This is a genomic window from Streptomyces sp. NPDC050264 (assembly GCF_040655895.1).
Taxonomy (GTDB): domain Bacteria; phylum Actinomycetota; class Actinomycetes; order Streptomycetales; family Streptomycetaceae; genus Streptomyces.
On sequence record NZ_JBFAKV010000023.1, the window covers coordinates 39,568 to 60,999 of the forward strand.

Sequence of the window (21,432 nt, forward strand, 5' to 3'; positions counted from 1 at the left end):
CTATCAGCGATAGAATGTCAACGTGACCAAGATGAACCGTGAGGCCGTCGTCGCAGAGGCGCTGAATTTGCTGGACGACGTCGGCCTGGAAACGGTCAGCACCCGGCGGCTGGCCAAGCGACTCGGTGTCGAGCAGCCGTCGCTCTACTACCACTTCAAAACCAAGAAGGACCTTCTTGCCGCCATGGCAGAGGTGGCCATGGCCCCGCACGCCGACGCGCCGCTGCCCTCCCCCGAGGACGACTGGCGCGACTGGTTCCTGGAGAACTCCCGCAGCTTCCGCCGCACGCTGCTGGTGCGCCGTGACGGTGCCCGGCTGCACGCCGGAACCACGCCGACCGGCGACCTCGACCGGGTCCGCCGCAAGATCGCCTTCCTCATCGCCTCCGGCGTGCCCCAGCGGGACGCGCAGATGGCGATGCTCGCCGCCGGCCGCTTCACCGTCGGCTGCGTCCTGGAGGAGCAGGCCGACGCGGACTCGCCGCACGCCGAGGACCTGCCGGACGACGTCCCCGTCCTCGACCACGAGGAGGCGTTCGAGGCGGGCCTCGCACTCATCCTCGGCGGCCTCGACCAGCGCACCGCAGCATCCGGCCGGACCTGCGACGCTCCGTCGCCGGCCTGACCGCTCGCGCGCCGGGAAGTGTCAGGCGAGCGCCCGCCGTGGGCGGCCGTCTGCGGCCGGGCGCCCCAGAAAAGCCCCGCAGCCCCCACAGTGCCGCCGCAAGCAGGTCCGGGCCCTCGGGGTCAGCCCCGACATCGCGCGCCGCGGCACCGATCGTGCTGGTGTGGGACCGGCTGACACCCACGTCTCCCACGCGATGCGCCACCTGATCGGCGGGCGTGAGTGGCTGACAGTGTTCCTACTACTCGCATGCGCACCCGAGCTGAACCCGGTCGAGCGCCTCTGGGCGCACATGAAGCACAACCTCGCGAACCTCGCCGGCGTCGCGTTCGACCGACTCGAGTCCCTCGTGCGAAACCGGCTCAAACGCCTGCAGTATCGCTCCAAGATCCTCGACGGCTTCATCGCGGCTACCGGCCTCACACTCGATCTTCCACCGCCGTCACACTGATGCGCTGGAGAGCCGGTTGCCGTACCAGCTGGACCAGACAGGGGAGACGGGGAGCATCGGGCTGCGGCCGGCAGCCCTTTATGCTGGGCCCGTGACACCGAAAGGCGAACAAGGGCCGGCGCTGCGGGCGGACGCCGCACGCAACCGCGCCCGGGTGTTGCGGATCGCCCGCGAGCAACTGGCCGCCGGTGACGACTCGCTCCAGCTGAACGCCATCGCCCGTCTCGCCGGGGTGGGGGTGGGAACCGTGTACCGGCATTTCCCCAACCGCCACGCGCTGTGGGAGGCGCTGTCGGCCGAGCGCTTCCAGGAGCTGGTCGACGAGGCCCAGGCCGCGGCCGGCGACGAGGACGCCCTCGCGGGTCTGCACCGCCTGCTGCGGTTCACCCTCATACACGCGTTGGACGACGCCGGGTTCGCCGCCGTGCTCGAATCCGCCAGCGATACCGAGGCGCAGACCTCGGCGTTGAAGGCTGAGCTCGACCGGGCCGTCGCGCACTTGCTCGACCGTGCCCGCCGGGTCGGCGCCATCCGGCGCGACGTCGAGGCCGACGACGTGCGCCGCCTGCTCTGCGGCATCGAGCACGCCGTACGCTCCGGCAATAGCGACCCAACACGCACCGAGGTCTACCTCGATGTCCTCCTTGAGGGCCTGCGTCCCCCGCGCTGACAGCAGCTCAGCAATCGGCACAAGGGACACCGGCCGCTTCACCGCCTCACCCCCTCACTAACCGGATGGCTATCCGGTCGTGTTAGCGTGCCTCCATCGAAACGGATACCTATCCGATTTCGGCGGCGAGGTGGCGAAGGGCAGACCTATGGAGCAGCGGGCGGTAGTAACGGCGGGGACCGGGGGAATCGGCCTGGAGACCGCGATGGGACTGGCGGCGTACGGGCTCACCGTCACCGTGGTCGGCCGCGACGCCGAGCGTGGCGCCCGTGCGGTCGAGCGGATCACCGCGGTCGCGACCGGAGGCAAGCCGCAGTTCGTGGCAACCGACCTCGCATCGCTCGGCAATGTCCGAGCACTCGCCGCCCAACTGGCGGCCAAGGGGCCGCTGAAAGTTCTGGTCAACAACGTGGGCGCGATGTTCACGGACCGGCAGCAGACCGTCGACGGGATCGAGGCGACGTTCGCCGTCAACCACCTCTCGCCGTACCTGCTGACCGAACTGCTCCTCGATCAGCTCCGGGCCGACGGGCCGAGCCGGGTCGTGAACGTCAGCTCCGGAGCGATCCGGGCAGCAAAGCGCACCTTCGACGCCGTCGAACCGCCGGGCGCCTACTACGGCTTCCACTGGTACGGCCGGGCCAAGCTCGCCAACCTTGCCTACACCCTGGACCTGGCAGAGCGCCTGCGCGGCAGCGGTATCACCGTCTTTGCGGCCGACCCCGGCGGCGCCGCGACCGACATGACCAATGACACCATGAGCTCACCGAAGATCGTCTCCCCGACATTGCGCCTGCTGTGGCCGCTGGTCCGGCGGACCTTCGAACGCTCCACGGCCGGCCCCGCGTCCGCGGCCGCCCGGTCGTCCATCGTCGCAGCCACCGACGCCTCACTCGACGGGCAGACAGGCCTGCTCATCGGCCCCCAGGCCCACCCCGTCCCCGCCTTCCGCGGAAGTACCGATTCCCGGACGGTCGACGACGTGCTCGGGCTCAGCCGACAGCTGGCACCCCTTGGCGATGGTCGGTGATCGCCTGAGCCGTGCATCCGCCCTGCACAAGTCCAGCCCCTGCAGCGCAGATTGACATTCTGCGGCGAGGATGAGGCCCGCTCACGGCACGGCGTAGCGCAGGATCGACCTGCCGGACGAGGCGCCGCGGCTGGTCCGGCCCACACTGAACGGCGGTACCACCGAGCGGCGCCGGCGGGGTGGCGCGGGCCCTGTTCTGTCACCCCGAAACGCCGAAGTCAGTAGCCGCCATCGGTGGCGTGGACCCCAGCGAGGCGGCGTCGATCCGCGGGCGCGGGTCGGAGTTCACGTCCCTATTCCTTGAACGAGGTCGAAGGTCAGGCCGGAACCCGCGCGTACGGCAGTGCGCTGGCTTCGCACACGATCCGGTTCGGGTTCTACTACGACCGGGAATCTTCGAACCTGCGCGCTTCCACGTTCGATTGAGGGTTTTTCATCCTGACGCGGCCGCGAGGTGAAGGGCGAGGACTGCCTTGATGATTGCGGTGATGCGGTGGGTGCTGCAGCGCAGCTTGCGCAGGAGGCGCCAGCCCTTGAGCGTAGCCAAGGCCTGCTCGCCGACACAGCGGATCTTGGCGTGGGTGGTGTTGTGGCGTCGGTGCCGCCGGGAAGGCTCCACATCCCTGGCCTCTGGCCTGGCCTGGTGGCGGCGCCGACACTGCAGATCCGCCTGAAACTGTTTGTGAGCGGAGGCAACAGTCCAGGCTGATCAGCAGCTCTCTGCAATCTCTAACCACTCACTGGTCTCGCCGGTGGACGCTGGTGACGGCGATCGCACATGCGACGCCCGCCCACACCGTGTAGACGGTCCAGGCTCCGCCGGTGCTCCACGAGAAGGCAATTGGGGAGTAGTTGACATCGACGAGCCGGAGCCACGCACGGTAGGGCAGGGTGTGCCCGGCGACCGCCGACCAGTGGCGGCCGTCGGTCAGGAACAGCGGCAGCACGAGGATGACCACCACCGAGGTGATCATGGTGGAGGCGGTGTGTCGGACGACGGCGCCGAGCGCGAAGCCGGCGAGCGCGCACACCGGCGCGAGAAGGGCTGAGGCCAGGACGATACGGAAGGCTCCCGGGTCGCCGATGGAGACGCCCGCATCCCGGCGATCGAGAATGGCCTGCGTCAGAGCGAACGAGACCCCGGCGACGACCGCGCCGAAGACGGTCGTGACCACCGTGACGACGACCGCCTTGGCAGCTATCACCGAACGGCGGGCCGGGACGGCCGCGAATGTCGTCCGATTGGTGCCCGTGCTGTACTCCCCGAGGATCACCAGGGCGCCAATGGCACCGAGGGCGAGGGCCATGAGCAGGGCCGCGTTCGAGGTGAACGCATGCTGCAGCGCCATCCCGTCGCCGACGAAGGCTGCGCGGTCCTTCGACACCTGCAGCGTCCAGTGGCTGTATGTGTCATAGGCGGTGCCCGCGTTGAAGCCGATGACGGCCAGGGCGGCGGCCCCGTACGCGATCCAGGTCGAACGCAGCGAACGGTGTTTGATCCACTCGGCGGCGACCAGGTCACGGAACCGGGCGCGGGGTTCGCGGGCGGGTCGGTCGCCGCCGGAAACATCCGTTGTCACAGTGGTGGTCGCGGTCATCGAGGCTCTCCTCCGGAGAACTGGACACGGTCGGCGGTGAGCTCCATGAATGCCTCTTCCAGCGAGGCAGAACGGGTACTGAGCTCGTACAGCGGCAAACCGTGCCGTCGGACGATCTCACCGATGCGCTTCGCGCTCAGACCGGTCACGGTGAGCTGCTCGCCCTCCAAGTGCGCGGCCGCGCCCTCGGCCGTCAGCAGGTCCCTCAGAGCGGGCGCGGCGGGCGTGGCCACGGTGACGCTACGCCGGTCGCTGCGGGCTGAGAACTCCGCGAGGCTCTCCGCCGCGAGCAGTTCGCCCCGGCCGATCACGATCAGCTGGTCGGCGGTGTGCTCCATCTCCGACATCAGATGGCTGGAGACGAACACGGTACGGCCCTCGGCGGCGAGCCGCCTGAACAGCTCACGCAGCCACTTCACTCCCTCGGGGTCCAGGCCGTTGAGCGGCTCGTCGAAGAGCAGCACCGGTGGGTCGCCGAGCAGTGCGGACGCGATGCCGAGCCGTTGTTTCATGCCCAGCGAGAATCCGCCGATGCGGCGCCCCGCGACCCCGGCGAGACCGACCTCCCGCAGCACCTCGTCCACCCGGCGTCGGGGGATGCGGTTGCTGCGCGCCAGCGCCGACAGATGCGCCGCCGCGCTGCGCCCGCCGTGTACGTCGTGCGCGTCGAGGAGGGAGCCGACGTGCCGCAGGCCGCGAGGGCGATCGCAAAAGGGGCGACCTGCAATAGTGACCGTACCGCTGGTGGGCTTGTGCAGGCCGAGGATCACCCGGAGCGTGGTGCTCTTGCCGGAGCCGTTCGGCCCGAGGAATCCGGTCACCTGACCGGGGCGCACGGTGAAGGTCAGGTCTGCGACAGCTGTTGTGCCGCCGTATCGCTTCGTGAGTTCGTTGACTTGGATCACGGCGCCCACAGTGCCGTTCGACGCCCCCGCTCGTCGTCGGACCGGTGCTGACAATCGCCGGGCGCAGGTGTCGACCCTGGTTGTACGACCACAGGCCGATGTCCTTTGGCTTGTACGTGCTTACGATCTCGGCATGTCCGCCTCGCCGCCACCGCCGTTGCCGCTGCTCAAGCGCATACCGCCGGGCCTGTGGACGGCACTGGTATGGGTCGGGGCAGCAGTGCAGCCCATCGTGGAGTACGTCCTGTTGCCGCCGCGGCACGAGTACTCCCTGAGCTATCCCCGGGACGGCCTTGACCCGCTCACAGCCAAGGCGCTGCTCGCCCTTGCCTTCCTGGCGGTCCTGTCCGGCAGCGCGCTGCTGCGCCGTAGAGCCGCGCTGGCGTACGGCCTGGTGATCGTCGGCACGGTCATCTCGTCGGCGGCCTGGCAGCAGGACGAGATTCCGCCCCTGCAGTTCCTGGGAGTGGACGTCGCCCTCTGCCACGTCGCGGTCACCCGGCCCCGGCGCACCGCGATCACCGCGTGCGCCGGGGCGCTGGGCGTGCTTGCCGGATACTTCCTCCTGCGGTGGATCACGGGTGGAGCATCCGGCACCGCATCCGAACCCTTCGTCGCCCTGACGGCCATCATCGCCTGGCTCATCGGCAACTCTGTGCACCAGACCCGCGCCCACACCGCAGAGCTGCACGCCCGGGCCGCCGCCCAGGCAGTCACCAGAGAACGGCTGCGCATCGCCCGCGAGATGCACGACACGGTCGCCCACAGCATCGGCATCATCGCTCTGCAAGCCGGAGCCGCAGCCCGCGTCGTGGAGACACAGCCGGCCAGGGCTCGCGAGGCGATGATCGCCGTGGAGCACGTGGGGCGTGAGACGCTGGCGGGACTGCGGCGGCTGCTGGGCGCACTACGGCAGGCCGACCAGGAGCAGGAACCCGCCCCTCGAGATCAGGAACCAACCGACCACGACCAGGGGCGTACACAGACTCCTTCGCAACCGGCCGCCGGACTGGCGGACCTGGAACGGCTCGCCGCGACGACCACAGCCGCCGGTGTCCGTGTGGAAGTGTGGTGGCAGGGCAAACGCCGCCCGCTCCCCGCAGACATCGACCTCGCGGCGTTCCGGATCGTCCAAGAGGCAGTGACCAACGTCGTACGACACGCGGCTGCTGATCGCTGTCAAGTGAGAGTCGAATACCGGGAGGACGAACTCGTCGTCGAGGTCGTCGACCGAGGGAAGTTCGGCGGCGCAAACACGAAGGACACGGACACCGGATTCGGCCTGGTCGGTATGCGGGAGCGGGTCACCTTACTGGACGGCCGCTTCACCGCCGGGCCCCGTCCGGGGGGCGGCTTCCGGGTAGCCGCCCGGCTACCGGTGCCGACAGAGGCAGGGACCGAAGCAGAAGTGAAGGCTGGAGCCAGATGACCATCCGGGTGGTACTCGCCGACGACCAGCCCCTGATCCGCGCCGCCCTGCAGATGGTCATCACCGACACCGCGGACGTCCAGGTCGTGGGCGAGGCCGGAGACGGTGCCAAAGCGGTCCGGCTGACCGAGGAACTCAGCCCCGACGTGGTGGTGATGGACATCCGGATGCCCGGCGTGGACGGCATCGAAGCCACCCGCCTGATCACCACGGGCACCAACACCGCACGCGTTGTTGTCCTGACGACCTTCGACGACGACGACTGCGTCTACGGAGCGCTGCGCGCCGGCGCGTCCGGGTTCCTGGTCAAGGACATGGCCCTGGACGACATCCTGGCCGCAGTCCGTATCGTGGCTGCCGGGGACGCCCTCATCGCACCGAGCGTCACCCGCAGACTGATAAAGGAGTTCGCCGACCGCCCTACAGCGACGCCGACATGGCGGACGGAACTCGAGCGCATCACCGTCCGGGAACGTGAGGTGCTCACCCTGGTCGGCAGGGGCCTGTCCAACGCCGAGATCGCCGACCAGCTCTCCATCAGCGTCGCCACAGCCAAGACCTATCTGACCCGGCTGCTCGCCAAGCTCGACGCACGTGACCGGGTACAACTCGTGATCCTCGCTTACGAAGCGGGTCTAGTGGCGCCGTCCTACTGAGCGGGCTCCCGCGAGAGGCCAAAGTTCAACGCGCGGAACTTGACAGAGAAGTCGCCTCCGATCTCCACGCGTAGCGAGTCGAGGCAGACCACCGTGACGATCTGACCCTCGGCCGCGAAGGTGCTCTTGCCCGAGGCGCCGGGACCGACCGCGACCAAGAGCGTGCCGGGCTGGACCGAGCGCAGCACGTCGGTGCCGGCCGCGGCGCGGTCGTCGGTGGCAAGCCACCGGTCCGGGCCGCCCTTGCGGGTGTGCTGCCAGTTCAGCCGGGTGCCGATGATCTGCTCGGCCCAGTTCATGTCGCCTCGACGTCGCGGTCGAAGTCCTGCGCGAAGGTCTCGTGGCAGTCCAGGAGGCGGCCGTCGCGGTGCAGCTGCCAGCCGAAGAGGTCGCCGGTGAGGTGGGTCGGGGCAAGGACGTAGCGGGGGAACGGCATCATGGTTGCTCTCCTGGTCTGTGACGGGTCGGGAGCAGCGGGGTGGCCGTGCGCCTGGCAGTGGACGGCCACCCTCCCGAAACGGGTCGTGCTACTCGAACTCGCCGTGCTGGTGGTCGACTTGGCTCTGCCACCAGTCGCGGGCGCGGAATACGGCGTGCGCCTGGTCCTCCAGGGCGCGGGCGATGTCGCTGAGCACGGTGATCTGCGGCGAGTAGGCGTGGCGGTCCTGTGCCGTGACGGCGGTGACGTCGGCGTCCGTGACCAGAGCCGGCCGCTGGGCGGCGTCCTCGTCGTCGTCCGGGTCCGCGTATCCGATGCTGGCGCTGGCCAGCCACTCGCCAGCGCTGTGCGTCTCGCGGTACAGGCGCTCCCCCGTCGTGGCCAGGGCCGACCAGGTCTGCACGGCCCGCTCAGCCGCCACCAGTTGCTCGTTGCCTTCCATCGCCTGCCACTCTTCGACGGTGGGCACTTGCACCGCGCAGGCGGGCAGGTCCAGCTCCGCGTAGTCGGCCAGCACGGGCTCCCGCAGTTCACGGCTCCGCGCCCTCACCAACGCTTTGGAGACGGCGGCTTTGCTGATGCTGAGTAGTGCCGCGGCCTCCATCTGACCGCCGACCGTGCCAACGAAGTCAGCGAGGTGGCCGCGCGCTGCTGCGCCGCGCGGGCGTCGGCGTGGCGCAGCGGGGTGGGGATCGTCTGTTCAGGGGCGCGGGGAAGTGGGGTCATGTCGTTTCCCTCTCGTCGGGTACCGAGAGGGAGTTACCCCTGGGGTTGACAGGTGGTCGGGAGGCGGAACCATCTGCTCATCTCACGCGAGTCACGGTCACGACCGGGTCGCGTCGTACCCGCCGCGACCTCGACGACCAGGCCGTGCGCCGCGGTGGCGTAGCTGTCACCCGAGTTCGTACGCGCGCGCCGCGTCGGGCCATCGGCGGCACTCAGGTGTTCTACGATCTGCGCGGCCAGCGTCCCGGGCAGGGTCTGGGTGAGCGCGGTACGGCCATCAGGAAGCCGCACAGCCAGGTGCTTGGGGCTCGTGGAGGTGCCGGTGCAGCCGACGACGTCGGCGTCGAGCCTCTCACTGTGCCGCACCTTCCGCCACGACCGGCCCACCGGTAGAGGCCCGTTGCGCACTTGGCCACGATGCCGTCCACCCCCTGCTCCGGCAGGACCTCAGACCACACGCGGGTGACGTCGACGTCATCGGTCGCAGGCACCGCCTGCAATGGCGGACCGAGGGGTTCGAGCACCTCCAGGAGGGCGGCGCTCCGCTCCAGGTACGAGCGGGCCCGCAGGTCCTGGCCGTCGGTCATGAGGCAGTCCCACGCGGCGCAGCTGGCGGGGTAGCGGTGGGCGAGGTAGGCCAGGCGCCGGCCGCGGGCCGAGGCGCGCGAGCGGACCGCGTCGAAGTCGCTTTTCCCGTCGCGCCAGATGACCAGTTCACCATCGAGGACGGTGTCGGGCGGGAGCTCCATGGCGGCCGTGGCGATGTCGAGCCACGGCTGGGTGACGTCGCGTCCGGAGCGGGTTTGGATGCGGACGGTTTCGCGTCGCCACAGCACGCCGCGGTCGCCGTCGAGCTTCGGTTCGTACCACCAGCCCGGGCCTTCGGGCAGGGCGGGAACCTGCTGCGCCAGTGATGAACTCGGCTACATGGAGCTTCATCGTCGCGGGGCGGAGCTGCTGTTCCAGGTATTGACGGAGCGTGAGGAAAAGAATTCTGTGGCGATCACCTCCAATGAATCCTTCGGCGGCTGGACCAAAACCTTCACGGATCCAAGGCTCTGCGCGGCCATAGTGGACCGATTGACGCTCGGCGGCAACATCATCGAAACCGGCACCGACTCCTACCGGCTGGCCGCCACCCGCGCCCGCGCCGAACAGCAGGCCGCCCGGGCCGCCGCGGTCGCCGCGGGCCGACGAAGGCGGCGCCGGCCTGCGGGGCCGGGCACGTCGGCGCTCTTTTGCCCGGCCGACGAGGCGTTGATGCGCACGCCCGGTGTTCACGATTGCCTCTGATCAGGGACGTCTCGGCGCTTTGCAGGTCGTTTCCCGTGAGGTGTGTGATCGTTCTCCGTGAGGTGTCCGTATCTGTGGGCCGTGCGGCACTGACCCCAGTCAAACGGCAAGGTCGAACGACTCAACCGAGCGCTGCTCGACAACTCAAGAACAGGTTTTCAGGCGTTGCGCGAGCAGTGGCGTGGCTTCGGCGGGATCGATGTCGCAGACCAACAGCCCGGGCTTTCCGTAAGGTTGATGGCTAAGCAGCGTGCCGTCTGGCCGCACTACGGCGGATGTCGTGGGCGATCCCGGGCTCGCGCAGTTGACGGCGGCGATGTAGCAATTGTTCTCGGCGGCGCGACATAGAAATGCCTTCTCGTGGAAGGAGTTTTTCGGGTCGGCGAATTCAGTTGGCTGAAACGCGCCGGGCTCTGCTTCGTTATAGTGCGGGTGGAACACCAACTGGGCGCCGTTGCAAACGGCCCAGCGTACCGTCTCCGGATAGCGAAAGCCCTCGTGGCAAATCACGATGCCGAAGCGGAAGCCGTCGACCTCGAATATTCGGCGATCGCTGCCCGCTTCATATGTGGAATCTTCTGCTGGGTCGAGCTGCACCTTGTCCTGATAACCCGCTCGTTCGCCGTCGGGCCGAAGCACGAGCGTGGTCAGACGTGGCTTGTCGGAAATGTACCGCTCCGTACCGAGCACCACGGAGATGTGGCTCTCCCGCGCGGCTTGGGCGATGCGCTCGTGCGCAGCTTCCAAGAAGTTGGCGCTCACGGCCTTACGCGATTGCGGCGGCCATGGGTAGCCCGGCACGTACGCTTCCGGGAAGCACACGATACGCGCGTCGGCAGCAGCAGCGGCTCTGACCGCGCGCTCGGCTCGCACCACGGAGTCTTCTGGATTCTCGGGAATTTCAAGGTTGGCGAGCGCGATGCGAAGTCTTGTCATGCGACTCATTGTGCTGCATAGTCCGGACACCCGCGGGGCGATTCGGCTGCACTGCCCAGGGGTCGGGCCACCGCCTTCGGTGAATTGTTCGCGCCGACGGCGTCAGACGGTGTAGACGCGCTCGGCTTCGTTGCGCTGGGTGTGCAGGTCCCAGTAGAGGGGGCGATCTCCTCGGCCGAGGCCGCCGGTACCCCCGGCGGGCCGTCGGTGCCGATCCACACGCCGATGGCGGCGTGTGCGGCCTGGACGCCGGTGTCGGCCAGTTCCTTGTGCAGGCCGATTACCCAGTTGCGCAGCGCGGCCTGGGCGGCGTTGAGGTTGCCAAGCATCGGGGTGGGGGCGAGCGAGCCGGCGCCGTTGGTGTAGAGCGGGGTGCCGGCGCCGGCTTCGCGCATTGCGGGCAGCACGGCTCGTGGGGCGGCGATGGCCCCGTAGAGCAGGAGGTCCATCGCCCATTGCACATCGGACGGGTTGGTCTCGGACGGGTTGGTGAGCGTCGTGGACTGGAGGCTGCCGGCGGGGGAGTGATTCCAGGACGTCGATGCCGTCGAAGCCGGTGGCGGCGTCCTTGAGTGCCTGGGTGAGTGCGTCGTGGTCGCGTACGTCCGCGGGGAATGCGGCGGCGGTGATGCCTTCGGCCTCGAGTCGGCCGGCCAAGTCGTTGAGCTTGTCGGGGTTGCGGGCGAGGAGAGCGACGTCGTAGCCGTGGGAGGCGAAGGTGCGGGCGATGGCCAGGCCCATGCCGGGGCCTGCTCCGATGATGGCGATGCTAGGCACAGTGAATCCTTTGCTGGGGAACCAGTGGGGAAGGGAGATCCACCGATGGTGCGTGCGAACTTGCCGAGGGTGCCGGCGTCGAACGCGGCGAACGTCTCACGAGCCTGTTCCAGGTCGTCGACGGAATTCACCGGCACTTTGCGGGTGCCTGCGGACGACGTCGGCCTCCGGACTCGGGCTTGACGGTGGCGATCACGCGTGAACAGGGAAGTGTCTTCACCGCTCGTGGACGTCGGCGAAGTGGTTGTCGTGGGCTTCGTGAAGTCGGCTCATGTCCCGCTCGTCCACGGTGGCGAGCTGCTCGAAGTACTGCTCTCGCGGTACGCCTGGCGAGAGTGCCATCAGGAGGGTGGCAGGTCCGGCACGCTCCTTGCGCAGTGCGTGGATGTCGCCCGCCGCGGCATGCGCGGTGTCGCCGGGCAGCAGAGTTCGCCAGGCCCGCCCGTCGAAGTAGTCGACGTCACCTTCTTCCACGATGAAGGTCTCGCTGAAGATCGTATGAAAGTGCGGGGCGGGTCCCCGGCTGGAGGGCGACATGCGCCATCGGTAGATGCTCACGATCCCGCTGGTCTCCGCCGGGCCGGCGAGAATTTCGATGGTCGGTTTGCCGGCGCCCAGCCGGATCGTCCGTGTCTGTCGGGCTCGCTCGGGTTGCCCGGAAACCCGGGCTGTCGACTCCGTGTCCGTCATGACCCGAGTCTCAAGGCTTCGCCGTTCTGCCTGCGCTCACTTCGACGGTGGCCTAACGATAGAGGAGTGATCCGCTACCGATTGGGCGCTGGTGCTGGGAGCGTGCGGTGGGCGATGTCGCCGATCCACGAAGTGGTCAGCCTCGCCCAGCTCTTGACCGAACCGCAGCGTCACCCGATGTTCCACCCGTGGCTTCGCCGTCGCCGCCGCCCTCTCCCGCTCCTGGACCTGAGGGCGCTCACGGTCTTCATGGCCGATGGCGCGTATCGACCCGACTTCCTCGACCCGACTTCCTCGACCCGTCGCCGATGTCCAGTGAGCCGACGTTCGAGGAAGGGATGGACGCCCTTCTCGCCGCGCCCACGGACCAGACGTACGCCGAGCTGGTCGACGCCACGAAGGGGCGCGGGGCGGACATGGGCCGCCGACTGCTCGATGACCCCGACCGAGCCAGGTCCGAGGCCGCCGTTGCGCTTCGCCGACTCTGGAAGGCAGCGGTCGAACCGGAATGGCCGTCCAAGCGGCAGGCGCTGCGTGCCGAAATGCTGGACCGGGCCATCCAGGTCAACCGCGAGGGGCTCCGCGCATTCCTTCCGCGTTTGCACCCTTCCGCCGTGTGCGGAGGCGACACCATTGACGTCGAGAAGAGCGTCGACATCGACGTCGACTGCCCTGAGGGACTCATTCTGGTGCCGTCGCTGTTCATCACCGACCGGATGCAGTGCACCACTTCCGACCACTGGGCACCAGCGATCTACTACCCGGCATCCGGACGATACCTCTGGGCGGCACCCGCCACCCCGAGGTCCCTCGACCGTCTTCTGGGAGAGACCCGGTCGAGGATCCTGGCGGCGCTCACCACTCCCCTGCAGACGACCGTTGTGGCCAGGCTGGTGAGCGCACTCCCCCGACGGCCAGCGAACACCTGACCATCCTGCGAGACGCCGGGCTGATCGACAGCAGCCGGGCCGGTCGCACGGCCACGCACCAACTCACCCCAGCTGGACGCGCTCTCCTGAACGCGGCCTCTCCACAATCATGACCGGTCGGGAACTGCTGGTGCTGGTCCTCCGCATCGACCCGAGCGAGGAGGCCAGTTCGGCGAGTGTCTGGGCTACGGATTCCTTGAAGGCCTTCGTGTTCCGCACGATCGGCAGCGTAGTCCGGCGTCGGCGGGCCACGGGGCGCAATGGCCCAAGCCTGGACATGGATCATGACCTGCCTGTTATCGCACGCGGGTCAGCGCGCCTACCGCATGCCGTGTGGTGCCCGCCGCCACCTCGACGACCGGCCCGTCGGCCACGCCCGACGTAGCTGTCCCCTTGATGGTGCGTGCGGGCGGCTCCGCCAGGGCCGTCGGCTACCTGACCAGCCTCAGGGGGAGCTGGCCGGCGTCCCCTCGGAACGAAGCGCGGCTCGCAGGTCGTAGGGGGTCGCAGGCCAGGCTATTGGGCTTCGTCCAGGACAACTCGGCTACACCCTGGTTTTCGCCTGGGCCGCTGCGGCCCCACAACCGTGTGAACGACATCGCGGGCACACCTCCTCCACATAACGCAGCCTGCCCCCGCCGATCGCGTCCGGGCCGCAGAGCCCCTGACCACCCGCCCTCGGCCCCCAGGCGGGTCTCGGAGCCATTCGGGGTAGTGCAGGTTCGTTTCCTCACTGTCCGTACGGGTGAAGCGCCGGTGCCCTGCGCGCTGAGTGGGCAGTAAGGCCACGGCATGTTCCGTTTCCACCGGCAGAAAGATCCCTCGATGCGTTTTCGCTCCGCCTTCACGGCCGTTCTCGGCGCCGCACTGCTCCTCGCCGTGAACCCCGCTTCCGCCTCTGCCGCAACCGGCCAGTTCCGCTACGACTACGTCACCGACGAGGGCTACGCAGTCACCGGCTTCCTCACCGACCCGCCCAACGAGCAGTGCCTCACCCTTCCCGGCGTCGGCCAGGACAACCCACAGCCCGGCCACTCCCCCAAGAACCGCACCGACGCCTGGGCCACAGTCTTCAGCGAGCCCGGCTGCCAGGGCGAGTTCTTCAGGCTCCGCCCGCACACCGGCGGGGCTTCGGAGCGACTGAAGGTGCGCTCGGTCGTCTTCGACTGAGCGCATTTTCATCCGCTGATGTCCCCTCAGGACCGGCTTGCTGCCAGGGTCGGTGGCCCTGGCAGCGGGTCCGGTGCAGTGTTGCGGCCGCCGCACCTGGTGCGCTTTCGGCTTGTCAGCGGGGCAGCGGCACGCTTTCTTCGCAGCGAGTGAACAAGCGCGCCTTCCTCGAAGCGCCTGGGCGAGGGGTCTGTAGGTCAGCTGCCGAGCCCGGCACGTAGGCGGCGCGTCTGTGGATGTGTCGTGTGTGGCGCTGCCCCTCCGGCGGCCGGCCAGTCATTCATCTCATCGATCGAGGGGGACCTCGTGCTTTGTCGTTACGCGTCAGGCCAGCGTGCGGCGGTCTTGACCGCTGCAGTCGCCGCTGCGCTGACCCTCGTCTTCACCACCGGCCCGGCGGCGAGTGCCGACAGCCGTCCGCACTCCCCTGCCCAGCCGGCCCTCCTGGCCGCCCGCAACGGTGACGTGCTCAGCTCTGAACCGAGCGTCTTCTACCTGGATCCGCTCAAGGCGATCAAGGTCAAGGCGTCCGCGCACAGGATCATGTACCGCACCACGGACCGCACCGGCAAGGTGATCGCCGTCACCGGCACCGTACTGAATGCCGCCACTTCTCCACACGGCCCGCGCCCCATCGTCGCCTTCGCCCCCGGCACGCAGGGCCTGGCGGACAAATGCGCCCCCTCACGCCAGCTGGCCGAGGGCACCGAGTACGAGGCGCTGCCCGTCAAGAAGCTCCTGGAGCAGGGCTACGCCGTGGTGGTGACCGACTATCAGGGGCTCGGCACGCCCGGAGTGCACACGTACATGACCCGCGAGGCACAGGGCCGCGCCGTCCTGGACTCCGTCCGGGCCGCTCAGCGTCTGGACACGGTCGATCTTCCGGACGCCGGCCCGGTCGCGCTCTACGGCTACTCCCAGGGCGGCGGCGCCACCGCTGCCGCCGCCGAACTGGCCCCCGCCTACGCACCCGAGCTCAAGATCAAGGGCGCCGTCGTCGGCGCCCCGCCCGCCGACATGAACAAGGTGGCCGAGAACCTGGACGGCTCCGCCTACGGGGCATTCTTCAACTACGCCCTCTCCGGCCTGGCCACCGCCTACGGCATCGACATCGACCCCTATCTGAACGCCCACGGCAAACGCGTGACCCACGACCTGAGGGACAACCTGTGCACCGCGCAGGCTCTCGCCAGATACCCGTTTCTGAACTCGCGCCATCTGACAGCGGACGGGCGCCCGCTGACCGAGCGCCTGCACCGCGCACCGTGGAAGACGATCGTGGCCGACCAACAACTCGGCCGGGCCAAGCCCGTAGTGCCCGTCCTGCTCTCCCACAGCGCCCTGGACGACGTCATCCCCCAATACGTCGGCAAGACCCTGGCCGCCGACTGGTGCCGGCGCGGCGCGACGGTGAAGTTCGCCGGCAACCTCATCCCCGGCCACATCGCCGCGGCAGCGGCCACCAGCGCCGACGGCCTGCCCTGGCTCGCCGACCGCTTCACCGGCAAGACCGCACCCAGCACCTGCTGACCCCAGGGAGCTCCTGGCCAATGCCCACACTCCGAAGATAGAGGCGGCCATCGGCGAGATCGAACGACTGCTGGGAGACAGCACCGAGCGCACCGGGCGTTGATCCGACATGCACCGTCACCTGCGCTTCAACCAGAGGCAGGACTGGCACGACATTTTCGAGTCCGACTGGCCGAGCGAGCTGGCCGACATCGACGCCGGCTCGCTGGGCGACAGCGACCCGCTCCCTGTTCCAGAGATCGATCTCGGTCAAGCCGCAGGCGGGCGCCTCACCCGGCTCCGCAACGCTGGCTCTGCCATGGGAGAAGCCGGCGGACGACGGATTCGAACGGCTGCTGTACGACCTGCGGCGCGACATCCCTGAGCACGAGAACGTTCAATGGCTCATGCATACCCACGCCCCGGACCCCGGACGCGATATCTCCCTGGATCGCGTACTGCGCGACGGCACGGGAGGGGTACGCACCGAGCGGGTCATCGTCCAGGTCAAGCACTGAGCCTTTCCAACCTGTCATCTGTGCTGGTCGGATCGCCGCCACACGAGAGGCGTAGTCGTGGACGAGCAGTCGAGCTGTGCTTGTGGTGCTCACCCGTTGCGGGGCGGGCACTCCTGAGGGACTCAACTGGCCAGGTCCAGCAGGTTGGGAAAGGCTCACTGAGGCGTTTCGGGTCCGGTAGGGACTCGATCGTTTGAGAGGGACGGCCGGTACGGCGAGGCACGGACGTGCAAAGTCCGTTTTCGCGCACCCGACTCCGCTCATGCGAGCAGACAGGAGCAGGTGGTCGGGGCGGTTTGTCCCCTGCGTGGAGGAGGGATGCTTCGCACGTGTTCACCTTGCCTGCGCCCGCGCGCCGGGAGCCCCTGCGGCGGCGGTTCTGTGCCGACAGCTACCTCGCCCTGCCCGGCCTCATCAGCCCCTCCGGGCTCGCGGAACTCGCCGGGGAAGCCCGCCGGCTGGAGGCCGACGCGGTACGGCGCGACTTCGACATGCCGAGCATGGCCGACAGCCCCCGGCACATGACCACGCTCGGCGGCCACCGGATCGCCCGTACTTCCCCATTGATCACGCGCCTCTACCAGGACCCGGACCTGATACGGCTGCTCTCCTCACTCCTGGGTGAGACAGCCGTTACCGTCCACGACCCCGTCGAGCGGCACGTTCTGAACATCCTGCACCGCCCCGGGGACACCCACGGCGGGCACACCGACGACTACCCTCTCGCCCTGGTCCTCTTCCTGGAGGCCCCACCGCACCCCGCCGACGGCGGACTGCTGGAGTTCCACCCCGGGCGCGGGGACCTCGCCGCCCTCGACGCACCCGGCACCCGGCACGTGCACCACCGGCCCGGCGACGGCTATCTCCTGCGAAGCGACCTCACCGCCCACCGCGTCACCCCCCTCGCTCGTCCCGGACCGCGGCGCACCGTACTCAACTTCGCCTACACCACACCCGGCCGCCAAGGCGCGATCACCGACTCCGCCTCCCTCCTCTACGACTGAGCCGCCCCCTCCCCGCAGGCCGGAAGAGATGGGGAGCGCGCGGTGTGACGGGGGGTTCGGGGCGCGGGGCTCTCCGGCCCAAAGGACCTCACTCATTCGAGGGCGAGGAGACGTTTCGGCTGTTCCACGCGGCCCTGGGCGCGGGACATCATGCCGACGCCCCGAACGCGGGGCTCTTCACCCGTGCCACCCGGAGGTGCCCGTCCATGGTCCTTGTCATCGTCGTCGCCGCAGTGGCCCTTCTCGCCGGCCTCGCCGCCAACCACTGGCTGCGGCCCCGGCTCCTGAACGAGGACGACGACACGGGTATGGCGGTGAAGGACCTGGTCGGCCCCCTGCTGACGCTGACCGTGCTGCTGCTCGCGTTCGTCCTGGTCACCGCCAACGGCTCCTACGGCAAGGCCGAGGTCGCCTCGCGCGGTGAGGCCCGGGCCTTGGACCAGCTCGTCGAGTCCGCCGAATACGCTCCTGAGACACAGCGCGGCGAAGTCCAGGCAGACGCGGTCTGCTACGCCCGTGCCGTACGCGCAAAGGAATGGCCGGCCATGGCCGACGGAAACGCCTCCGCGGCGCCCAGCGTCTGGTCCACCGACTTCCGGCGCGTCTTTCGCGAGGTGAACGGCAAGCCGGTCTTCGGCATGCTGGTCACCGCTGACAACAAGCGTTCGGACGAGCGCGAGGAACGCCTCACCCAGGCCACCGCGAGCATCCCCAGCGCCATCCTCTGGTTCCTGCTCGCAACCCTGGTCATCACCGTGATCGCCCTCGGCATCTGCCTGCCGCGCCGCAACAACCGCGGACAGATCATCACTCTCGTCGTCATCACCGCGCTCCTGACCACCACCCTGTGCATCATCCGCGACGTCGACCGCCCCTTCGGCGGCACCATCAACGTCCGCCCCACCGCCATCACCGAAGCCGAACGCCAGGCCACCCGCGACTTCCTCACCCACCACACCGCCGCCGACCTGCCCTGCGACGACAACGGAAACCGCCGAAACACCTGACACACACCTGGCTATGTACGCGACGTGCGGACCTCTGTTCGCCTCCTGCCAGACGGCCAGACAGGCGCGGAGCCGGGCCGGGCCTCACGAACTGTTCGCTGCCGCGGGCACCGGAGGCTGGTGAGGACCAAGGTCACCCGTGGGGCCGGCAACCCGGCCGCGGCCCTGTCGATGGTGTTCAAGCTCGTCGAGTCCGCCCAGGTCCGCCGGCGCGCGATCACCGCATCCCCCTGGAGACCGGTACCGAGAAGGTGAGCGTGGGCCGGATGAAGACGGCCGCCGGTGACCGCAACGAGGACACCCCGCTCAGCTGGCTGCTCGAATCACAAGCCTGACGCATCCTGGACCTCGGAAAGTGCCCGGCCGAAAAGCGGTAGGTGTTGACCGGGGTCACGGTCCGCGTACAGCCCCGGGCCGGGTCGCGCAGCGGACGCGGGAGCGCCGGCGGCCGGGATGCTGACGGGCCGCTGTATCGGCCCAGCAGGTGCAGGTTGAGGTGTTGAGCGGGGAGAGTCGGGCCATGGCCCCGTCCCCGGACTTCCTTACCCCTCGGCATGGAGCAGGTCGACGGCGACACCGCTGATCTCAGCCACCGGCAGCGCGCTTGGGAACAGGGGCGGTCGCCTGCGCCGGCTGTGGCGACAGCACCCCCGCGGCCAGTGCTGTTCAGAGGAAAGCGGCGAGGGGCCCGAACAGGCCGGTGCGCGCATAGGCGTTCGCAGCGGGCTCGCCGGCCGGCGGCTCCCAGGGTTTGATCGTCCAGGTCTGGGCGCCGCTGCCTTGCCCCTGGCCCATCAGGCGGCCGCCGCTGTCGGTCCAGTAGCTTCGGGGCGCGGGGAGGGTGCGGCTGTCGGTGGCGTAGATGTGAATGCCGTCGGTGGTCCACCGGTGAGTGGCGCCGCCGCGTGCCCGGACACCGCAGCCTTCCATCCTCATCGTCCGGGAGACGTAGAATCCCGGGTCTTCTTCCACAGGGAGGTGGGAGCGGACCGCGCGCGCGTACTGCTTCAAGGCGACAAACAGGTCGCCGCAGTCGCCCTCCCAGGGAAGCTCGAGGGTGAAGTCCTCATCCAGGTAGGTGTCCTCGCCTTTGCGCAGGTGGGCCAGGCAGTGGGCGAACCAGACTTCTGGTCCCCCGACCATGCCGTGGGGATCACCGCGGCGAGTTCCTGCTTCTGCCCGCCCGTCAGCGCCCGGTGAACGGCGGCGAGTTCGTCGTGCTCGGGGGCGTGTTTGGCGCGGCGCTCGGTCTGCAGACAGACGCAGTAGTTGCCGATGTTCTGCAGGTCCCGCACCGCGACATTGACGATCTGCAGGTACGGGATCCGGTACTGCGGGTCCTCACCGGTGTTCAGATACCAGGCACACGCCGCGCTGCCGTCGTCCGCGCCCAGCTCCAGCGCAGGCGGATCGGTCTTCGACAACAGGTACTTCGTCCCCTCCTTGCAGTCACTGATGTCCTTGCTCTCGCCCAGCCGCGCCCGAAGGCACCGGCCGGTATCACAGTTGGTGATCGTGAAATTTCCGCCGGGAAAGGAGACCATGCCCCGCATCCTGCCGACGCGCACCGATTGCACAGAGCCACTACAGCGAAGATCACCCGGGCAGGCGAGGGGCCCGCCCCTGGCGGTACCTGGCTGTGCCTGCCCCGCCGCTGGTTTCCCCGAGCCATTAGGACGTGTGTTCAAAGTAGTGGCGCGGGATGATGGCTCTTGTGAGTCGCCGCTATGAACTGACCGATGAGGAATGGGAGTTGTGTCGCCCGTTCCTTCCGGCAGCATCGTTCGGTCGCCCTCGTGCGGACGACCGGATGATGCTGAACGGGATCGTGTGGAAGATCCGTGCGGGTGCCGCCTGGCGGGATATGCCCGCCCGGTACGGGCCGTGGCAGTCGTTGTACACACGTTTCCGCAGGTGGGCGCTGGATGGCACGTTCACCCGCATGCTTGCCGCGGTCCAGGCCGAGCAGGATGCGAAAGCGGACGTGGACTGGCTGGTTGCGGTCGACTCCACCCTGGTCCGCGCCCATCAGCATGCCGCCGGCGCGAAGAGGGGGGCCGGGCAGGGGACGAACCAGCAGATCACGCCCTCGGCCGATCCCGAGGTGGACTGACCACCAAGATCCACCTGGCCTGTGACGGCCGCGGCCGTCCTCTCTCGTTCACTCTCACCGGCGGCAACCGCAACGACTGCACCCAGTTCGAACAGCTCATGGCGGGCATTCGCGTGGCCCGCCCCGGGCCGGGACGCCCCCGCACCCGCCCGGACCAGGTGGTCGCGGACAAAAGCTACTCATCCCGGGCCATCCGCGCACACCTGCGCCGACGCGGCATCAAGGCCACCCTTCCCGAACGGGTCGACCAACTCGCCGGGCGCGCACGACGCCGCGAACGACGATGCGGCTTTGACAAGGCTGTCTACCGGCGCCGCAACGTCGTCGAACGCTGCTTCAACCGCCTCAAGCACTGGCGCGGCATCGCCACCCGCTACGACAAGACCGCGGCCTCGTTCGAAGCCGCGGTCACCCTCGCATCAACGCTCCTCTGGCTCCGCCCACTTTGAGGACACTCCCTGGCCCCAGCAGAGTTCGCGGACCATGCGCAAGATCAGCGTGCGGATCGAGCGGACCGTGGGTGGTCGGCCCGGCCTCTTCGGCCGACACGTGCGGGCGTGGCACCGTTTTGCTCAGGTCGCGGTGCCGGCGCAGCACGGTGTCGGGCCGGACCAGCAGTCGCAAGCCGCGCAGCACCGCGCGGGGCATGGGTGTCAGCAGAGCGGCCGGCCACGCTCGGTCCTCCGGGGCGAACCGCGCCCGGTCTGCCTTGAGTTGGCGTTCAAGGATGGTGATCTGGTGGGGCAGGGCGAAGTTCTCCACGTCCTCGTCGTGGACGCTCATCGGCAGTAATCCAGCGCAGCGAACATGTTGGTGACGGTCAGGCAGGAGAGACGAAGCAACACTGGTGGTCATCCTGCCGTACCACCCGAGCAAGCCTCTGATCTGCATGGACGACGTTCTCGGCAGGCGCAATGTGCGCCAGAGGCCGCCAGCGACCGCTACAGCCGGGTCGGC

23 protein-coding genes and 4 pseudogenes are annotated in these 21,432 nt (G+C 68.8%); 13 read left to right on the top strand and 14 right to left on the bottom strand.

Features of this window, described 5'->3' with window-relative positions:
• Positions 1-31: 31 nt before the first annotated feature.
• The 4 genes and pseudogenes from AB0J02_RS32665 (at position 32) to AB0J02_RS32680 (ending at position 2,776) form a co-directional block, all read left to right on the top strand.
• Complete coding sequence (locus AB0J02_RS32665; protein WP_363197554.1) at positions 32-625, top strand: TetR/AcrR family transcriptional regulator C-terminal domain-containing protein; 594 nt, start codon at positions 32-34, stop codon at positions 623-625.
• A 146-nt stretch (positions 626-771) separates the two neighbouring features.
• Positions 772-1,076, top strand: a pseudogene (locus AB0J02_RS32670) (transposase); the annotation flags it as partial.
• Positions 1,077-1,167: 91 nt separating this feature from the next.
• Positions 1,168-1,746 carry a TetR/AcrR family transcriptional regulator gene (locus tag AB0J02_RS32675; RefSeq protein WP_363197440.1) on the top strand — a complete coding sequence of 193 codons (579 nt, stop codon included), beginning with the start codon at positions 1,168-1,170 and terminating at the stop codon, positions 1,744-1,746.
• 148 nt (positions 1,747-1,894) lie between these two features.
• A complete protein-coding gene (locus AB0J02_RS32680) occupies positions 1,895-2,776 on the top strand; it encodes an SDR family NAD(P)-dependent oxidoreductase (protein ID WP_363197441.1) in 882 nt (293 codons plus the stop codon).
• A 433-nt stretch (positions 2,777-3,209) separates the two neighbouring features.
• Here AB0J02_RS32680 and AB0J02_RS32685 read toward each other — a convergent pair whose 3' ends face one another.
• The 3 genes from AB0J02_RS32685 to AB0J02_RS32695 form a co-directional block, all read right to left on the bottom strand.
• Positions 3,210-3,440, bottom strand: a complete 231-nt coding sequence (locus tag AB0J02_RS32685; protein WP_363197555.1) for a transposase family protein — start codon at positions 3,438-3,440, stop codon at positions 3,210-3,212.
• Between the two features lie 73 nt (positions 3,441-3,513).
• The gene (locus tag AB0J02_RS32690; protein WP_363197442.1) at positions 3,514-4,374 is read right to left on the bottom strand and encodes an ABC transporter permease subunit; all 861 of its coding nucleotides are present in this window, start codon (positions 4,372-4,374) and stop codon (positions 3,514-3,516) included.
• The gene (locus tag AB0J02_RS32695) at positions 4,371-5,279 is read right to left on the bottom strand and encodes an ATP-binding cassette domain-containing protein (protein WP_363197443.1); all 909 of its coding nucleotides are present in this window, start codon (positions 5,277-5,279) and stop codon (positions 4,371-4,373) included. Before AB0J02_RS32695 ends, AB0J02_RS32690 begins: the two co-directional genes overlap by 4 nt.
• A 133-nt stretch (positions 5,280-5,412) precedes the next feature.
• On the opposite strand from AB0J02_RS32695, the gene AB0J02_RS32700 reads away from it, so the two are divergent.
• Together AB0J02_RS32700 and AB0J02_RS32705 are read left to right on the top strand one after the other, a co-directional pair.
• Positions 5,413-6,708, top strand: a complete 1,296-nt coding sequence (locus AB0J02_RS32700) for a sensor histidine kinase (RefSeq protein WP_363197444.1) — start codon at positions 5,413-5,415, stop codon at positions 6,706-6,708.
• Complete coding sequence (locus tag AB0J02_RS32705; RefSeq protein WP_363197445.1) at positions 6,705-7,364, top strand: response regulator transcription factor; 660 nt, start codon at positions 6,705-6,707, stop codon at positions 7,362-7,364. The genes AB0J02_RS32700 and AB0J02_RS32705 overlap by 4 nt, the downstream gene beginning before the upstream one ends.
• Here AB0J02_RS32705 and AB0J02_RS32710 read toward each other — a convergent pair.
• The 4 genes from AB0J02_RS32710 to AB0J02_RS32725 form a co-directional block, all read right to left on the bottom strand.
• Positions 7,358-7,663, bottom strand: a complete 306-nt coding sequence (locus AB0J02_RS32710; RefSeq protein WP_363197446.1) for a hypothetical protein — start codon at positions 7,661-7,663, stop codon at positions 7,358-7,360. The genes AB0J02_RS32705 and AB0J02_RS32710 overlap by 7 nt on opposite strands.
• Positions 7,660-7,803, bottom strand: a complete 144-nt coding sequence (locus AB0J02_RS32715) for a hypothetical protein (protein WP_363197447.1) — start codon at positions 7,801-7,803, stop codon at positions 7,660-7,662. Before AB0J02_RS32715 ends, AB0J02_RS32710 begins: the two co-directional genes overlap by 4 nt.
• Before the next feature lie 88 nt (positions 7,804-7,891).
• A complete protein-coding gene (locus AB0J02_RS32720; RefSeq protein ID WP_363197448.1) occupies positions 7,892-8,353 on the bottom strand; it encodes a hypothetical protein in 462 nt (153 codons plus the stop codon).
• Positions 8,354-8,750: 397 nt separating this feature from the next.
• On the bottom strand, positions 8,751-9,365 hold the full coding sequence (locus tag AB0J02_RS32725) for an ATP-dependent DNA ligase (RefSeq protein WP_363197449.1): 615 nt from the start codon (positions 9,363-9,365) through the stop codon (positions 8,751-8,753).
• A 76-nt stretch (positions 9,366-9,441) separates the two neighbouring features.
• On the opposite strand from AB0J02_RS32725, the pseudogene AB0J02_RS32730 reads away from it, so the two are divergent.
• Positions 9,442-9,672, top strand: a pseudogene (locus tag AB0J02_RS32730) (ATP-binding protein); the annotation flags it as partial.
• 294 nt (positions 9,673-9,966) lie between these two features.
• On the opposite strand, the gene AB0J02_RS32735 reads toward AB0J02_RS32730, so the two are convergent.
• The 4 genes and pseudogenes from AB0J02_RS32735 to AB0J02_RS32750 all read right to left on the bottom strand — a co-directional run bounded on the left by AB0J02_RS32735 (position 9,967) and on the right by AB0J02_RS32750 (position 12,072).
• Positions 9,967-10,758 carry a carbon-nitrogen hydrolase family protein gene (locus tag AB0J02_RS32735; RefSeq protein WP_363197450.1) on the bottom strand — a complete coding sequence of 264 codons (792 nt, stop codon included), beginning with the start codon at positions 10,756-10,758 and terminating at the stop codon, positions 9,967-9,969.
• 5 nt (positions 10,759-10,763) lie between these two features.
• Complete coding sequence (locus AB0J02_RS32740) at positions 10,764-11,207, bottom strand: hypothetical protein (RefSeq protein WP_363197562.1); 444 nt, start codon at positions 11,205-11,207, stop codon at positions 10,764-10,766.
• A gap of 94 nt (positions 11,208-11,301) precedes the next feature.
• Positions 11,302-11,535 (bottom strand): annotated as a pseudogene (locus tag AB0J02_RS32745) (SDR family NAD(P)-dependent oxidoreductase); the annotation flags it as partial.
• 216 nt (positions 11,536-11,751) lie between these two features.
• The gene (locus AB0J02_RS32750) at positions 11,752-12,072 is read right to left on the bottom strand and encodes a hypothetical protein (protein WP_363197451.1); all 321 of its coding nucleotides are present in this window, start codon (positions 12,070-12,072) and stop codon (positions 11,752-11,754) included.
• A gap of 491 nt (positions 12,073-12,563) precedes the next feature.
• On the opposite strand from AB0J02_RS32750, the gene AB0J02_RS32755 reads away from it, so the two are divergent.
• From AB0J02_RS32755 to AB0J02_RS32775, 5 genes are all read left to right on the top strand, one after another.
• Positions 12,564-13,154, top strand: a complete 591-nt coding sequence (locus tag AB0J02_RS32755; RefSeq protein WP_363197452.1) for a DUF5937 family protein — start codon at positions 12,564-12,566, stop codon at positions 13,152-13,154.
• An 825-nt stretch (positions 13,155-13,979) separates the two neighbouring features.
• Positions 13,980-14,324: a hypothetical protein gene (locus tag AB0J02_RS32760; RefSeq protein ID WP_363197453.1), complete on the top strand. Its 345-nt coding sequence runs from the start codon at positions 13,980-13,982 to the stop codon at positions 14,322-14,324.
• 345 nt (positions 14,325-14,669) lie between these two features.
• The gene (locus tag AB0J02_RS32765; RefSeq protein WP_363197454.1) at positions 14,670-15,854 is read left to right on the top strand and encodes a lipase family protein; all 1,185 of its coding nucleotides are present in this window, start codon (positions 14,670-14,672) and stop codon (positions 15,852-15,854) included.
• Between the two features lie 826 nt (positions 15,855-16,680).
• Complete coding sequence (locus AB0J02_RS32770; protein WP_363197455.1) at positions 16,681-17,355, top strand: hypothetical protein; 675 nt, start codon at positions 16,681-16,683, stop codon at positions 17,353-17,355.
• 206 nt (positions 17,356-17,561) lie between these two features.
• Entirely contained in the window at positions 17,562-18,362 is an 801-nt protein-coding gene (locus AB0J02_RS32775) for a hypothetical protein (protein WP_363197456.1), read from the top strand.
• Between the two features lie 666 nt (positions 18,363-19,028).
• Here AB0J02_RS32775 and AB0J02_RS32780 read toward each other — a convergent pair.
• Positions 19,029-19,373, bottom strand: a complete 345-nt coding sequence (locus tag AB0J02_RS32780) for a hypothetical protein (protein ID WP_363197457.1) — start codon at positions 19,371-19,373, stop codon at positions 19,029-19,031.
• On the bottom strand, positions 19,370-19,939 hold the full coding sequence (locus tag AB0J02_RS32785; RefSeq protein ID WP_363197458.1) for a hypothetical protein: 570 nt from the start codon (positions 19,937-19,939) through the stop codon (positions 19,370-19,372). The genes AB0J02_RS32780 and AB0J02_RS32785 overlap by 4 nt, the downstream gene beginning before the upstream one ends.
• A gap of 125 nt (positions 19,940-20,064) precedes the next feature.
• On the opposite strand from AB0J02_RS32785, the pseudogene AB0J02_RS32790 reads away from it, so the two are divergent.
• Positions 20,065-20,924: pseudogene (locus AB0J02_RS32790) on the top strand (IS5 family transposase).
• Here AB0J02_RS32790 and AB0J02_RS32795 read toward each other — a convergent pair.
• On the bottom strand, positions 20,884-21,258 hold the full coding sequence (locus AB0J02_RS32795; RefSeq protein WP_363197459.1) for a hypothetical protein: 375 nt from the start codon (positions 21,256-21,258) through the stop codon (positions 20,884-20,886). The pseudogene AB0J02_RS32790 and the gene AB0J02_RS32795 overlap by 41 nt on opposite strands.
• Positions 21,259-21,432: the final 174 nt, after the last annotated feature.